The organism is Chthonomonas sp. (assembly GCF_035294505.1).
In the GTDB taxonomy this organism is placed as follows: domain Bacteria; phylum Armatimonadota; class Chthonomonadetes; order Chthonomonadales; family Chthonomonadaceae; genus Chthonomonas.
The window spans coordinates 1-13557 of record NZ_DATGKU010000060.1 but is presented as its reverse complement, the minus strand read 5'-3'; the positions used below and the strand labels follow the sequence as shown (position 1 = coordinate 13557).

The 13557-nt window shown below is 56.7% G+C and carries 11 protein-coding genes, 1 other RNA gene and 1 pseudogene; 9 read left to right on the top strand and 4 right to left on the bottom strand.

Features of this window, described 5'->3' with window-relative positions; translation table 11 throughout:
* Together ssrA and obgE are read left to right on the top strand one after the other, a co-directional pair.
* Positions 1–266: a transfer-messenger RNA gene (gene ssrA / locus VKV18_RS02905) on the top strand; the annotation flags it as partial.
* Between the two features lie 74 nt (positions 267–340).
* On the top strand, positions 341–1693 hold the full coding sequence (obgE, locus tag VKV18_RS02900; RefSeq protein WP_324202730.1) for a GTPase ObgE: 1353 nt from the start codon (positions 341–343) through the stop codon (positions 1691–1693).
* A gap of 3 nt (positions 1694–1696) precedes the next feature.
* On the opposite strand, the gene VKV18_RS02895 is transcribed toward obgE, so the two are convergent.
* The 3 genes from VKV18_RS02895 to VKV18_RS02885 all read right to left on the bottom strand — a co-directional run bounded on the left by VKV18_RS02895 (position 1697) and on the right by VKV18_RS02885 (position 4761).
* On the bottom strand, positions 1697–2869 hold the full coding sequence (locus VKV18_RS02895) for a hypothetical protein (RefSeq protein WP_324202729.1): 1173 nt from the start codon (positions 2867–2869) through the stop codon (positions 1697–1699).
* 104 nt (positions 2870–2973) lie between these two features.
* Positions 2974–3627 (bottom strand): DUF4276 family protein, encoded by a 654-nt coding sequence (locus VKV18_RS02890; RefSeq protein WP_324202728.1) that lies wholly within the window; start codon positions 3625–3627, stop codon positions 2974–2976.
* A gap of 3 nt (positions 3628–3630) precedes the next feature.
* Positions 3631–4761 carry an AAA family ATPase gene (locus tag VKV18_RS02885; protein WP_324202727.1) on the bottom strand — a complete coding sequence of 377 codons (1131 nt, stop codon included), beginning with the start codon at positions 4759–4761 and terminating at the stop codon, positions 3631–3633.
* A gap of 267 nt (positions 4762–5028) precedes the next feature.
* On the opposite strand from VKV18_RS02885, the gene rlmN reads away from it, so the two are divergent.
* The 7 genes from rlmN (at position 5029) to VKV18_RS02850 (ending at position 12506) form a co-directional block, all read left to right on the top strand.
* Complete coding sequence (gene rlmN, locus VKV18_RS02880) at positions 5029–6120, top strand: 23S rRNA (adenine(2503)-C(2))-methyltransferase RlmN (RefSeq protein ID WP_324202726.1); 1092 nt, start codon at positions 5029–5031, stop codon at positions 6118–6120.
* Positions 6117–6770, top strand: coding sequence for a hypothetical protein (locus VKV18_RS02875; RefSeq protein WP_324202725.1), 654 nt, complete (start codon positions 6117–6119; stop codon positions 6768–6770). The genes rlmN and VKV18_RS02875 overlap by 4 nt, the downstream gene beginning before the upstream one ends.
* Complete coding sequence (locus VKV18_RS02870; RefSeq protein WP_324202724.1) at positions 6767–8428, top strand: hypothetical protein; 1662 nt, start codon at positions 6767–6769, stop codon at positions 8426–8428. The genes VKV18_RS02875 and VKV18_RS02870 overlap by 4 nt, the downstream gene beginning before the upstream one ends.
* Positions 8425–9285: an LPS export ABC transporter ATP-binding protein gene (gene lptB / locus VKV18_RS02865; protein WP_324202723.1), complete on the top strand. Its 861-nt coding sequence runs from the start codon at positions 8425–8427 to the stop codon at positions 9283–9285. The genes VKV18_RS02870 and lptB overlap by 4 nt, the downstream gene beginning before the upstream one ends.
* Positions 9272–10441 carry an LptF/LptG family permease gene (locus tag VKV18_RS02860; protein WP_324202722.1) on the top strand — a complete coding sequence of 390 codons (1170 nt, stop codon included), beginning with the start codon at positions 9272–9274 and terminating at the stop codon, positions 10439–10441. The genes lptB and VKV18_RS02860 overlap by 14 nt, the downstream gene beginning before the upstream one ends.
* 34 nt (positions 10442–10475) lie before the next feature.
* Positions 10476–12038 (top strand): DUF3084 domain-containing protein, encoded by a 1563-nt coding sequence (locus VKV18_RS02855; protein WP_324202721.1) that lies wholly within the window; start codon positions 10476–10478, stop codon positions 12036–12038.
* 75 nt (positions 12039–12113) lie between these two features.
* A complete protein-coding gene (locus VKV18_RS02850) occupies positions 12114–12506 on the top strand; it encodes a hypothetical protein (RefSeq protein WP_324202720.1) in 393 nt (130 codons plus the stop codon).
* Here VKV18_RS02850 and VKV18_RS02845 read toward each other — a convergent pair.
* Positions 12507–13557: pseudogene (locus VKV18_RS02845) on the bottom strand (hypothetical protein); the annotation flags it as partial.

The following is a 13557-nucleotide window of genomic DNA, read 5'->3' as shown; positions in this document are numbered from 1 at the left end:
AACGCGAACACTCAAAACTACGCGCTCGCGGCTTAATTAAGCCGCCCGTCCATCTTGCCCCTGCCGGCCGGGCGAGAATGGGCGTTACCATGCCGGCTTGGCGTGTGAGGGCGGAACGTCCCCTCCACGTAACCTCTTAGGCGTTCTAGCGTTCTGCTAGCCCTGCCTCCGGGGCGGGCGAACGCGAATTTAAAACGGAGGCTACGCTCGTAGACGCCAGAGGCGAATCCCTAGGGACGAGAGTTCGAGTCTCTCCACCTCCACTGAATCTTGCAGGGGCGCGCAGAGAAAGAAGGCTCTGCGCGCTTTTCGCTTCCATGCGCTTATCGGAGCCGCAACGATGTTTGTAGATGAAGTTGAAATCGAAGTTATCGCCGGAGATGGCGGTAACGGCATGGTGTCGTTTCGTCGAGAGAAGTATGTGCCGCATGGCGGCCCTAACGGCGGCGATGGGGGACGGGGAGGAAGTGTTATTCTGAAGGCCGATCCCAATCTGTCTACACTGCTTGACTTTCGCTTCCAGCGCCACTATCGAGCCGAGCGCGGCGGGCACGGCGGCAGCAAACAGATGTTCGGTAAGGATGGGGCCGACTTGGTGCTACGCGCTCCGGTGGGAACCGTAGCGACCGACCTTGAGACCGGAGAGGTGGTTGCCGACCTCGTCTATCCTCATCAGACGGTCGTGGTGGCGCGTGGAGGCAAAGGCGGGCGAGGAAATGCCCACTTTGCTACCTCCGTACACCAGGCGCCCAAGTTCGCCGAGAAAGGCGAGCCTGGAGAGCGTCGCCGCTTAAAACTGGAGCTTAAACTGCTTGCCGACGTGGGGTTGTTAGGCTATCCCAATGTGGGTAAATCTACCCTTATCGCTGCCGTCTCCGCCGCTCGCCCCAAAATCGCCGACTATCCCTTCACGACCCTCGTTCCCAACCTTGGGGTGGTGCGGGTAGATATTGATAAGAGCTTTGTTATCGCCGACCTTCCCGGCCTTATTGAGGGGGCCAGCCAAGGCGCCGGCTTGGGGCATCAGTTTTTGCGCCATGTGAGTCGCTCGCGCCTGCTTATTCATCTGCTCGATGTTAGTGGCCTTTCGGGCCGTGACCCCTTGAACGATTTTGAGGTGATCAATCGCGAGCTGGCGCTCTACGACCCCAAACTTGCCGCCCTGCCCCAGATCGTAGCGTTGAACAAGATAGACGTTCTCGCCGACCAAGCGGAGCTAGAGCCGATTGAGCGTGCCTTGAGAGATAGAGGTTACCCTGTGTTTCGCATATCGGCAGCCACGGGCACCGGGCTACGTGAGCTGATTTTTGAGACCATGCGCAGGCTTGAAACCCTGCCCAAAGCGTTTGAGGAGGCCCCGCAAGGCAAAGTTGTTATTCAGGTAAAGCCCACCGATGACAACTTCTGGGAGGTTCGCAACCCCGAACCCGGCCTTTTCGAGATCGTGGGGCGCGCTGTGGAGCGCCGCGTCGCCATGACGGATGTGGAGAACGAGGAGGCGATGGAGCGTCTCCACCGCCTCTTAGACAGAATGGGGGTTATTCAGGCACTACGTGAGCATGGTATTCGTCATGGCGACACCGTGCGCATTCGGGACATCGAGTTCGAATTTCAGGATGAAGCCGTGCTCGATGCGGAGATCGAGGCCATCGAGGCGGCTCGCAAGGAGAAACGTCGCTTAAAGCGCTCCTAAACTCTAGGGCTTTGGCGCGGTGAGCGGGAAGAAGTAAAGCCCCGAAGTGTTGGGCGCCGAGAGCGACGTGAGCACCAAAAGTCCCGGCGTTTTTGGCTCGATGGGGCTTTGGCGAGTAACGTCGCAGACCTTGCCGGCCAAAGGCGGGGTGTAGTAGGCATCATCGGCGTTTATCGCATTCAGCAAGCCCACGCACCACGTTTGGCTTTTGAGCACAAATTTGTTCTGCCCTGGATGCTCGGGGTCGGGAACCGCATCAATGTCCTGGTTCAGTTTGGGAAGATAAAGAAAGAGTTGGTGCTGGGTGGGCAGATTCCAAACCCCTATAAACCCACCGAGGCTAAGCGCCGTGGGCATTCCTATCTTTTCCAGAAGGCTCGGATCGCCATGCATCTCCGCCCACTGAACTTCGTGGCTTTGCGGCGGCGCCTGGGGATCGGCAAGCCATGAACTACCGGACTTTGAAAGGTCAACCCGATAAGCTTGCAGATCGCTACCGTTCAAGGCCACCAGCAGACGCTCGGTGCCATCCAGAAGCCGCACGGCCCCTATCAGTTGAAAGCCGCTTGGGGCCGGCAGAAAAGAGAACTGCTTCCCGTTCCACCAGCGAACTCCATCGCCGGTGACGATCAGCAAGGGCTGGTCGTTTCCGGCAAAATGCCCTACTTGAAGCATGTCAGCACGGGCGGCAATCGGAAGAGAGCTATCTTTAACGAACGCCTTTCCGTTCCAGCTCCACAGGGCAAGCTCGCTCTGTTGCGCACCGCCGCTCGGCGAAAGCGTGATCAGCAAGGGGTGGTGATCTCCTTTAACGTCAGCAACCGCCACACGTTGGGCGGCAGTGGGCAGCTTTATCGCCCATCCGAAGCGGAAGGGGCCGGTGAGCGCCTTCGGGTTGATTTGGGGCGTCTCCACATAGCCGGCAAAGGAGTGGTTGTGCGTTTCATAGTAGAACCCCCTTTCGTTGCAGGCCACCGTGTTCACTTTGCCGGTGGAGGGGTCTAAAACGCCAGGAGCGGCGCTTACGTGGCAGTAGATGCAGGGCTTATTTTCTTTGCGAGCATACTCTACTGTGGCGTGGGCTGAAGACAGCGTAAAGAACGGTAGCAGAGAGAGGCTCAAGAGCAGTAGGGTAAGCCCTATCAAACCGGTGAATGGCCAAGTTCTTACTTGCATCCTCATGCCGATCTCCTCAACTTTTTATTTCTGCTGAGATTCTACACGAGAGAGAGGCTTATTCCAAAATAGAGCGGCCTCTGTCCTCGAATCTTTGTGTGGAGTCACAACTGTTCAAGCATTTCCAGCCACTCGTGAAAGTGGGGGCATTTTGTTCGGATAGAGTTCAATCCTAATTTTTCACAAAAAGCAGGACCATCAACAGTTTTTTTATAGTTGCGTATATACTTGTGGATAAGCTTAGAGGGGTGTGTCGCTGCCCTATCGTTGATCTCTTCCGGTGGAGGCAGGTTGCCGATTTGGGCGGAAGAGGGTTGTTTTATACGGTGTTCAAAAAGAGCCTTCCATTGAGTAGGGTCTACAAATAGGAATGCCTCAAATTCGTGTAGCATGAGATAGGGGATGAAGCTTGGATGGTCAATATCTCTAGCAAACTGCTTTTCTAGATACTTCACTCTCGCATAAGCGTTTTTGCCTTGCAAGGAGGATAGCCCCGGAAAATCTTTAGACAATCCGTAGTAGTCTAACATGGTGGTCACACGGTAGGCGCTGCTATCGTCTAACAAATGCATTATATCGCGACGCATTTTGGCATAGGAGGTTACGCCTCCTCGATAGCTAGCGCCGACGGTAGTTAATTTTGTGTGTAATAGGCAAGGGATAAGGTCAATCTGGAAGGCCAACAGGTGCTTGTGAAGAAGCCTTTTGACGAAGGCCTCTTCCGTCTGGCCTTCTACTAGAATCAGCACTTTCTTCACCGGTTAGGGGCGACCTCCAAGCAGGTTCTTCTCCCACAGTGTGCCCAGTTCGTACTCCTGAAGCCACTGCGTTAATTGCTCTGAGGAGATACGATGGAAGACCGACTCTTGGCCCGGAATAAGTGAACCGGTTCTGTGCTCTTGTCTTTCGACCACGATGATCTGTTCGGGCGTAAACTGGTTCACAAGAGTGACCGACTGCGTCGCTAAGAGCACTTGAACACGCTTCGAAGCAGAGTGGATAAGTTGTGCAAGCACCGTAATCGCCGCAGGATGCAACCCAAGCTCCGGCTCATCTAGGATAATAATGGCCGGTAGCAGCGCGTCTGGTTGAAGGAAGAGGGTGGCAAAGCAGATAAAGCGCAGAGTTCCATCGGAAAGGGCGTGAGCATCAAATAGAGTGTCTGATCCTCTTTCGTGCCATTCCAAGCGGATTTGGTTGGTAGCGAAGATATCAGGCTCAAGCACGAAGTCGCCGAAGAAGGGGGCGACGGAGCGGATGGCGCGTACAATATCTTGATAATGGGAGTTGTACTGCCGTTTAAGCCTATAGAGAAAAGCGGCCAGGTTAGACGCATCGGGTCGTAAGAAACGGTTATCGCTAATATCACAAAACTGTTTCACTTTCGCCGAATCGCTTGTATCGTGAAAATGATAGACCCGAAACGATTGAAGGTCTTTATAAATGTATTCGCCAACTCTATCCTCCTTTGCCCATTCAGGCAAGCGACTCTCTTCATGAACTCCAGAGCTATATCTGCTCGACATAGGTTTCTCATACTCAGCAAAGAGAATCTCCTCTTGGGCAAACACTAGCTCCTGGTCCTCTGTGGGAAAGAGTTCACACATATAGCCGTTCCTGGTTTGCCGCTCCGTGTCTCTGAACCAAAGCCCAAGCGAAATCGCATTGGTGGTTTTTCGTCCGTAGTACAGCAGACGGTCGGGCCCGCCGGCTTGGCGCACGTAGATTTGGAAGTCTCCCGACACAAGACGATTTAGCATCCTAAAGAGACCGATGAAGTTGGATTTGCCGGAGCCATTCGCGCCGATTAGCACATTCACCGGCTCCAGCGACAGCTCCTGGTTGCGGATAGATTTGTAGCCCTGCACAACGATCTTTTCTAGCAAACGCATTTCGTTTCTCGCCTTCAAGGCTGGCACCCTCCCCCTCGCTTGCGCCGACCGGCCTTTCTAGTAGCTGAGGTAGCGCCGTTAGTAGCATAGATTCCCATAAGAAGTATAACATGCACGATAGTTGTACGCGAATCGATTGCTAAATGCTTCCTGTAGGCGGACTATCCTCCTCTAACGAAAATTTGCGCGGTGGGAACGAAGGCAGGTAGAATCTGCCTATTAGAGATTCGGGTTTAGGTGGAATTTGGGAGAAAGGTGAGGGCCGTTGTGGAACCGAACAGGCAGTGGCTTTTGGGGTGTAGCACGAAAGAGTTAGAACAGATAGCCCTTGAGTTAGGAGAACCGGCCTATCGAGGTCGGCAGATAGCCCGGTGGATTTATCGTAAACAGGTGCGTACGCTCGATGCGATGAGCGACCTCCCTGCCGCCCTTCGTGCACAGCTGGCGGCTAACTACCGTTTGGGTCTGCCCGATATAGTGCACCGTGATGTCGCCTCCGACGGCACCATTAAATATCTCCTTCGGCTAGCAGACGGCCTCACCGTGGAGAGCGTCTACCTGCCCTACCCCGATCGTGTCTCGGCTTGCCTCTCTACGCAGGTGGGTTGCCCTGCCGGATGTCGGTTCTGTGCAACGGCACAGGGTGGGCTAGCCCGCAACCTTACCGCAGGCGAGATCGTAGGCCAGTACCTGGTCATGCAAGCCGAGAGCGCACGGCGCATTTCGCATGTCGTCTATATGGGTATGGGAGAACCATTGTGGAACTATGAAGCCACGGTAAAAAGCCTGCGCCTTTTAGGGAATGAAGTAGGCCTCTCGATGCGCAACCTCACGGTCTCAACGGTAGGGGTGGTGCCGGGAATCTTGGCGTTAGCTAGAGAGAACCTACCCATTACGCTGGCCTTGTCGCTGCATGCTCCAGACGATGCTCTGCGCGCCCGTCTCATTCCCACCGCGCGCAAGTGGAAGCTCGATGAGATTTTGGCGGCCTGCGCCGAGTATACCCGAATCACGAAGCGCAACCTCACCTTCGAATATCTGTTGATAGGCGGTGTGAACGATAGCCCAGAGCAGGCGCGTGCGTTGGCCGCTCTTCTGGAACGGTGGAAGCTGCCGGGCAACGTGAACCTCATTCCCTTCAACTATGTAGAAACGCCGGAGGGGTTTCGGCGTCCCACAAAAGAGGCCATCGCTCGCTTCCGTGAGACTTTGATCGCTGCCGGCAGGGTAACAACGCAACGGATGACGCGCGGGGATGCCATTAATGCAGCCTGTGGGCAACTCCGTCGCCGTATGGCTCAAACAGGGGAGGCGGCTGTGCCCGTTCTATCTCTTCTCTCTCCTTCGGTGCGATCATGAGCCGCTCCTACCAAGCAGCCGTTCTCTGCTGTGCAGCTCTCTTGTTGCTGGGGCCGCTTGTCGGGTGCAGCCGGAATAGAGTGCCCGCGGCAAACCGCGCCTTGCAGACGGCTTCAAATCGAGCGCCTTCCTCCGGGGCGACATCGGCCGGCGCGGATCAACAGAACCTACGGGGTCGAGTTGAAGGAGACGGATGGCATCTCCGCTGGAACACCCACAAAACCGCCGACCTTTACGACCCCATGGTGCCGCTGTTGGTGGCCAACGCCCAAAAGGGCAGCATCTTCTATAAGGGAGGGGGAACGGAGATCACCCTTCTATTAAAGGGGGTTTACGCGCGTCTGTATGAACAGGGGCGCTATGTGGCCGATGTACAGGCCGACACGGTGATCGCCAATCAGCAGCAGCATACACTGCAGGGAGAAGGTCATGTGCGCGTTCTGTCACGGGAACGCCCGCCCAACACCCTCATCACGGCCGATAGAATGACCTGGGAGAGTGAGGCCGACCAAATTATTGCGGAAGGGAACGTCCATCTTGTACAATTTCGAGGAACCTCTGCAGGTGGACGCGCGTCAACACCCTATGAGACTTCGGCCCCGCGCATGGTTTACCATATAGCAACCGGGGAGATCGTGGCGACACAGTGAAATTTGGATGTCTCTATCGGTGGAGGCTCTCTGCCTCTGCCCTTTTTACCTTTCTCCTCATTGGTGGAGTCGCTTTTGCGCGCGCGCAACAGCCCTCCACAAGCGCTCAGTTACCGGTATCCATTGGGGATATTCGCATCTCTCACTTTGCCTCTTTTCGCACCAACTTGCGCCAGCTGCGTAACTTTGTGGTGAGCGGCAAGAACATCGTTGTGGCCACCACCGACCCAAACCGCCCCTTAAGGTTTTACCTGGTGGTCAACGGAGTGGTCGGCCATGCCGTTGGGCCGAAAGGGAACGAAGTGGAGGCGGAGCTGGAAGGCCCCATTCAGTTTCGCGTGGTACGTAAGGTAGGGCAGGAGCTGCGCACTTTGGAGGGAACGGCAGGGCATGCCCGCTACAACGAGCAGACACAAAGGCTCCTCCTAACCGATGGGGTAGCGGCGAAACTGTTCGACCCAAGCCGCTTAGAAGGCCCGGCAACCGTTCACGTGGACGGTGCCGTTGTGGCCACCGATAAAAGCGGCCGTCTTCAACTAAGCGGGCATGCCGCCACCGATTCCCTCACCTTTGTGCCGAAAATGGCTACGCCTAAAGGGGGCGCTCACCCCCGCCATCGGCTGGGCACGGTACAGGTGACAGGGTTTACGCGGGGCGATGTAGACCTCCCTCACGCTGTGCAGCTTAGCGGTTCTCCTGTACAAGTTGCCTTCGACGATGTGGTTACCAAGGCCAAAGGCATTCTCTCTGCCGATCTTTTAGAGGCCTATTTCGCTCAGAACCATCTGGAGGAGATAGCGGGGCAAGGAGATGTTCGTTTTCATGGCACGGAGCCAGATGCCCAGAATCGCCTCATTATTCTCGATGGCCGTGCCGATCGGGCGCACTACGAGGCCACTCACTCTCTGGTGTCCCTCGAAAATGTGGAGGGAACGCTTCAGATACCCCAAAAGCTTCAAGGCCCCGCCCACATCCAAGTGGCGCGTTTGGTAGCCCAGCTCGGCCGCGCAACCACCTATCTCTTCTATGGGAAAGCCGGCCGAGATTCGCTCATCTTCTCTCCCCAACCCTCCGCCCTGCCTGTAACCCAAGGAGAGCAGGCGCGTCCTATCTCTTTAGGAACCGTGGAAGTCAGCGGTTTTGAACAGGGGGAGTTTGTGCCGGGCAAGCGATTTCATCTGGAGGGAAAGGGGTTGACCATCCAGACCTCGGAGCCACAAACCGGCTTCGAGTCGCGCATCGAGAGCCAACAGATAGAAGGCGTGCTTTCGCCCACCAACGAGGTCGTGCGCATGGCGACCCAAGGAGAGGTTCAATGCCGTTTTGCCCGTCCCTATCGCCCCATCGGCAATGCGTCGAACCCTCCTCAGCCGAGCGATGGCAAAGAGGTTGTAGAGGCGAAAGCGGCCTCTTTAGTCTATACCAACACGGCGCAAACATCGGAGGTGGTTTTGCAGGGGCCTACGCAGATAACGGCGCAAAGCCCGGCCTTGGCGGGGCCGGTGCGCTACCTTGGGGCGCAGGGCGATACCGTTGCCTGGAATTTGCGCAGCGACGACCTTGTTATCGCCAGTCCTCAGGGCACGGCACGACTAGAGGCGGTGGTACCGCCGCCGGCGAACCCAAAACTAGAGAAAGCGCGAGGAAGAAAGCCATGAAGCTACGTGCAGAGGAGCTGGTGAAAGTCTATCGGGGGCGCCGTGTGGTCAACGGAATCAGTTTAGAGGTGGAGCAGGGCGAAGTTGTGGGTTTGTTAGGGCCGAACGGGGCGGGAAAAACCACCACATTCTACATGATCGTGGGGCTGGTGCGTCCACAAAGCGGCCATGTGTACCTAGATAACTATGAGATCACGCGGTTGCCCATGTATCGGCGCGCTCGTGAAGGGATCGCCTATCTTCCTCAGGAGCCATCTGTATTTCGCAACCTCACGGTGGAGGAGAACCTACTGCTGGTTTTAGAGGCGCAGCCGCTGACCAAGGCCCAACGTCGCCAACGTATGGAAGAGCTGCTTGGGCAGCTGAATATTGGGCATTTGCGCCACAGCTTGGGTAGGCTGCTTTCCGGTGGAGAGCGAAGGCGGGTGGAGATCGCCCGCGCTCTGGCGGCGAAGCCAAAATTCATTCTGCTCGATGAACCGTTTACCGGGGTAGACCCTTTGGCCATCGAGGACATCGGCAACATCGTTCACGACCTGGCAAAGTCCGAAAACCGCATAGGCATTCTCATCACAGACCACAACGTGGAGGCCATGCTCGATATTACCGAAAGGGCCTATATCATCGCCGACGGCGTGAAGCGCGTGGAAGGCCCTGCCCATACGTTGCTACAAGACCCGGTGGCCATACGCTCTTATTTCGGCGAGCGCTATACCTATAGCCGTGGTCATGTCGCTCAGAAGGGCTTACGCGCTAAGGCCGAGGCGGAGCTGCGCGAGGCAGGCATCCCCCCATGGGATGCTCCCGAAGCCGAGACGACCCCGAAAGAGAAAGAGCCAGATCATGAAGCTCATTGATAAGTTGGTTTTGTACGATCTCGTCGGGCCGTTTTTAACCGGTATGTTCATGTTTCTGGTGCTGGTGTTCACGGCCGGCTTTCTCTTTCAAGCTACCGACATGGTGGTACAGGGCGTGCCGTTAAACCTTGTGCTCAAGTTTGTGCTCTACGCCCTGCCCGGCATTCTCACCCAGACGTTTCCCATGGCGATGTTGCTTGCCTCGCTGATGGCACTCGGACGCCTCTCTGCCGATAGAGAGATTGTGGCGATCTTCACAGCGGGCATCGGTTTTCCGCGTGTGGTACTGCCCGTTTTCGTGGTAGGATTGTTGGTAAGTATTGTGGCCTTCACGTGGAACGAGACCGTTGTGCCGCCAGCCACACGTGCCATGTACGATCTGAAACAGGAGGCGCTTCAACACATCGCAAAGTCGGACGAACCGATCTCCTACGATATTAAACGTCAGGATGGTCGTGGCCTAGAGGAGAGCGTGTATGTGCAGGGGGGTTACGATGCCCGTACCCAAACCCTCCGCGACGTTCGCATCGTGCGCTACAGTGACGACCCGGCGATGCACGGGGCTGTGGAGCTTATCGTCAACTGCGCGCGCGCCCAAAGCACCGACCGACGTGGCCTTGACCAAAGCGGTTTAAACTGGACGTACTACGACGGCTCGTGGGTACTGCTTGTGCCCGACAAGGCCACAGGGCTGATAAAGGATACGCTCGTTACCAACTTCAAAACCTTGAAGGTGCTTCCCGATAATGCAAGTATAGGCAAATCGTTCACCGAGGTGATGAACGCCCAGGTGAACGATGCCAACCGGCTCAGCTTCAACCAACTGCGTCGGGAGATCGAGCGCGATAGAGCGGAGGGGCGTATTGAGGAGGCGCGCGGAGAAGAGGTAGACCTCTACGGCAAGATAGCGCTGCCTTTGGCAAGCGTTATTTTTGGGGTGGTAGGCGCGGCACTGGGGCTTAACACGCAGCGAGGAGGAAGCCGCACGGTGGGATTTGGCATGGCGATATTCATCGTATTTCTCTATTGGGTATTCTATCACGCCATGTTTGTTGTTGGCAAAAGCGGAGGGTTGCCTCCCATGCTTGCAAGCTTCTCGGCCGACATGGTCGGTGCCGCCGTAGGGATTTGGCTAACCCTAAGGGCTTCGACCTAGGCTTCCCTTTGGGAAAGGGGGGATAGGAGCAAAGATGATCTGGACAACATTAGCACTGCTCTTACTGGTTGTATTGGGCGGTTTCATTGCCTATTACGGCGATCTTCAGGGGAGACGATGGGGAAAACGCCGCGTCTCCTGGTTTGGGCTGCGGCCTAAGCATACGGCCATCCTTATTACAAGTTTAACCGGTGCCTTCATCTCGATGGTTAGCATTGCAGCCCTCCTGCTTATATCTCCCCCCATTCGACAAGTTGTGCTTGAAGGCGAGCAGGCCATCGCCGAAAAGGCTCAGCTCGACCGCCAGGTACGCATTGCCCGCCAGCAGGCCGCCGAAGCCATGGCGCAAGCCAAACGCGATCAGGAGCTTGCCCAAGAGGCACATCGGCAACTGCTTGTCTCGCAAAAGGCGCTGCAGCGGGCCAAGCAGCACGTGGTTGTGCTGCGCGCCCAAAGCGAACGGTTGCGAGAACAGGTGGTTCAAAAGCGGGATGAGCTGGCGCATAAAACCCGTGAGGTGGCACAATTGGAGCGGCAGCGCGCCCATTTAGAGGCGCTTAATCGGCATTTTGTGGCTCAAAACCGCGAGTTGGCCAAACAGAATCTGGCGCTGGTGCATGAGAACACCCAACTCACTCAAGAGAATAAGACTTTAATCGCCTCAAACAGTGACTTGCAGAGGCAGAACGCCGATTTAGGCCGCGCCAACGAGGTGCTGGAGCGAACCAACCAGCTGCAATTGGAGGCCAATCAGAGCGAAGAACAGAAGGCCGCCGAGATACGTAAGCAACTGCAAGAGGTACAAGACCAGCTTGCGGCGGCGCAAAGCCGTTACGCCATGGTGAGCCAACGTTTGGACGAGGTCTATCGCTTCCTCGCCGGTTCCACCAACGATTATCTGGTGTTGCGTCAAAGCCCTATCGCCGTACGCTACGGCGCAGAGCTGGCGCGTGGGGTGATCGCGGCGCACTTAGACCGTCAGACCATTCTGAGCCAGTTAAAGCAGTTGCTGCAGCAGGCCAGCGCCACCGCGCTGGGCTATGGTGCCGCCATAGGAGATAACGGCAGCGCCGTACGCCTCCTGTCGCCCATGTCGTTAACCCTAACCGGTGGGGCTTCCGGTTCCGACTCGGAGGCCGCGCTTAGCGATTTGGCCGGCAGGCTAGAGGGCAGCGATACGCCAACGCTGCTTATTGTGCGTAGCCTAAGCAATACCCTTAACGGCGAACAGGTGCCTGTAGAGGTGGTTAGCCGCACCGTGCAAACGGTGTTCCACCCCGGCGACGAGCTTGCCGAAGAGAGGATCGAAGGGGCGCTTTCGGAAAAAGAGCTGCAGCAGAGGCTGGCCCAGTTTTTACAGACGGATGTGCGTTCGGCCGCGATCAAGGCCGGCATTGTCCCCGCCGTTGACCCGGTTACCGGTGCCAGCCAAGTGGGGCTGTTCGACCCGCTGACATTGGCGCACCTCGTGCAACAGGCCGAGCGAGTGCGTGGCCCGCTGCTGATCAAAGCGGTGGCAGCCGGTTCAATCACCTCGGCCGACCTGCTCGATCCCGAGCACTTGCACATCGAGTTTCTGCGCGCTGCGGGGGGATAGGGCGCTTCGGTGGCTTTCTTGAGAACCGGTTCGGTACTTTAGTCGAAGGAGATCGAAAAGATAGACCAACCTGCAGTGCTAGCTGTAGACCCTGGTCGGGTTCGTTGTGGAGTTGCGGTAGTAACCGAGGAAGGGAAAGCACTTTACCAGGCCATTGTATCGCCAGACGGGCTTTTGGAGGAGGTTCGGCGGCTGAAAGCGCAGTTTTCGCCGAGAGTGATTCTTGTAGGCAAAGGAACGGGCAGCGCTCCTCTTATTGAGGCGTTGGAGAAGGTGGCTGAGGAGACTCCCATTGTGGTGATGGAAGAGGCCTATACGTCGGAAGCGGCGCGCAGACTTTTTGTGCAAGAGAACCCCGCACGCGGTTGGCAAAAACTGTTGCCGCGCGCCCTTCGCACGCCGGATAGGCCTTACGACGACTATGCAGCCCGCATTTTGGCCGAGCGTTGGTGGCAACACCGGCGTTAATTAATCTTGTAGAAGCTGTTCAATCTTTTTGGCGTACTTGCAGAGCAGTTCGTGGGCATGTTCGTGAGAGCTGGATTCGGCGTAGATATGGAAATAAGGCTCTGAGGCATCTGGCAGCACGAGCACCCATCCATCCCTTTCAAAGAATTTAATGCCGTCTACCATCTCCACATGCTGTTTATTCGAGGACATAAGCGAATCGGCCTCGCGGGTAAGCACCCGCATAATGCGCCCTTTAGCGTCCCACGGGCAACGTATCATGGTTCGGGTGAGGTGGGCTGGTGGCAGTTCGCGCACCAGTTCGGAGAGGCGTAGGCCGGTGGTGGCCAGCATCTCCATCAGTTTCCCAAAAGCGTACATGGCATCGAAGGTAGGTTGAAACTCGCTGAAAATAAACCCACCCCGATCATCCCCGGCGAAGTCTACCCGACCCTCCTTATTAGGGCGTGCGACGCAGAACTCCATGAGGTCTCTAGAGTTTGTGCGCGAGCGCACGATGGTGCCCTCGTGCAGGGCAACGATGGGTTCAAGGATGCTAGGGGCGGTGATGGGTACGGCAATACGCGCATGGGGGTGGGTGCGTGCCACGAGGGCGATCATCAGCGCCAAAAGTTCATTCCCGCCGATAACCTGTCCCTCTTCGCTCACCAACGTCATACGTTCGCCGTCGGCCTCAAACAGCACGCCCATGTCGGCCTGCAGCGTCTGCACAATGCGCGCGAGGCCTGGCAGCAGGGCTGCACGCGCTTCGGGCGTCTTCGGAGTTTTTTGAACATCGGGATAGGCGTTAAGGGCGATGAGGTCTACCCCCATGCGTCCAAGCATGGAGGGATAGATGCTGGCGAGGCGGCTAAAGGCGAAGTCGGCCACCACTTTCAGGTGAAGGTCGCGTATGGCCTCTGTGTTCAGGCGATGATAGAAGGCCTCGGCATACTGTTCGATGCCGCGCCCGGCGAACTCCAAAATGCCCACCTGTTCGGCATCCACGCGCCGGAAGTCCTCGCGATAGAAGATCGTCTCTATTTTGCGTTCGGCGCTTTGAGCGATGTAG

What these genes read in the sequence shown, in the direction of transcription:
- lptB (WP_324202723.1), top strand. Translation starts at nt 8,425, where the DNA reads ATGAAGCTACGTGCAGAGGAGCTGGTGAAAGTCTATCGGGGGCGCCGT.
- VKV18_RS02885 (WP_324202727.1), bottom strand. Translation starts at nt 4,761, where the DNA reads ATGCGTTTGCTAGAAAAGATCGTTGTGCAGGGCTACAAATCTATCCGC.
- VKV18_RS02855 (WP_324202721.1), top strand. Translation starts at nt 10,476, where the DNA reads ATGATCTGGACAACATTAGCACTGCTCTTACTGGTTGTATTGGGCGGT.
- VKV18_RS02875 (WP_324202725.1), top strand. Translation starts at nt 6,117, where the DNA reads ATGAGCCGCTCCTACCAAGCAGCCGTTCTCTGCTGTGCAGCTCTCTTG.
- VKV18_RS02895 (WP_324202729.1), bottom strand. Translation starts at nt 2,869, where the DNA reads ATGCAAGTAAGAACTTGGCCATTCACCGGTTTGATAGGGCTTACCCTA.
- obgE (WP_324202730.1), top strand. Translation starts at nt 341, where the DNA reads ATGTTTGTAGATGAAGTTGAAATCGAAGTTATCGCCGGAGATGGCGGT.
- VKV18_RS02860 (WP_324202722.1), top strand. Translation starts at nt 9,272, where the DNA reads ATGAAGCTCATTGATAAGTTGGTTTTGTACGATCTCGTCGGGCCGTTT.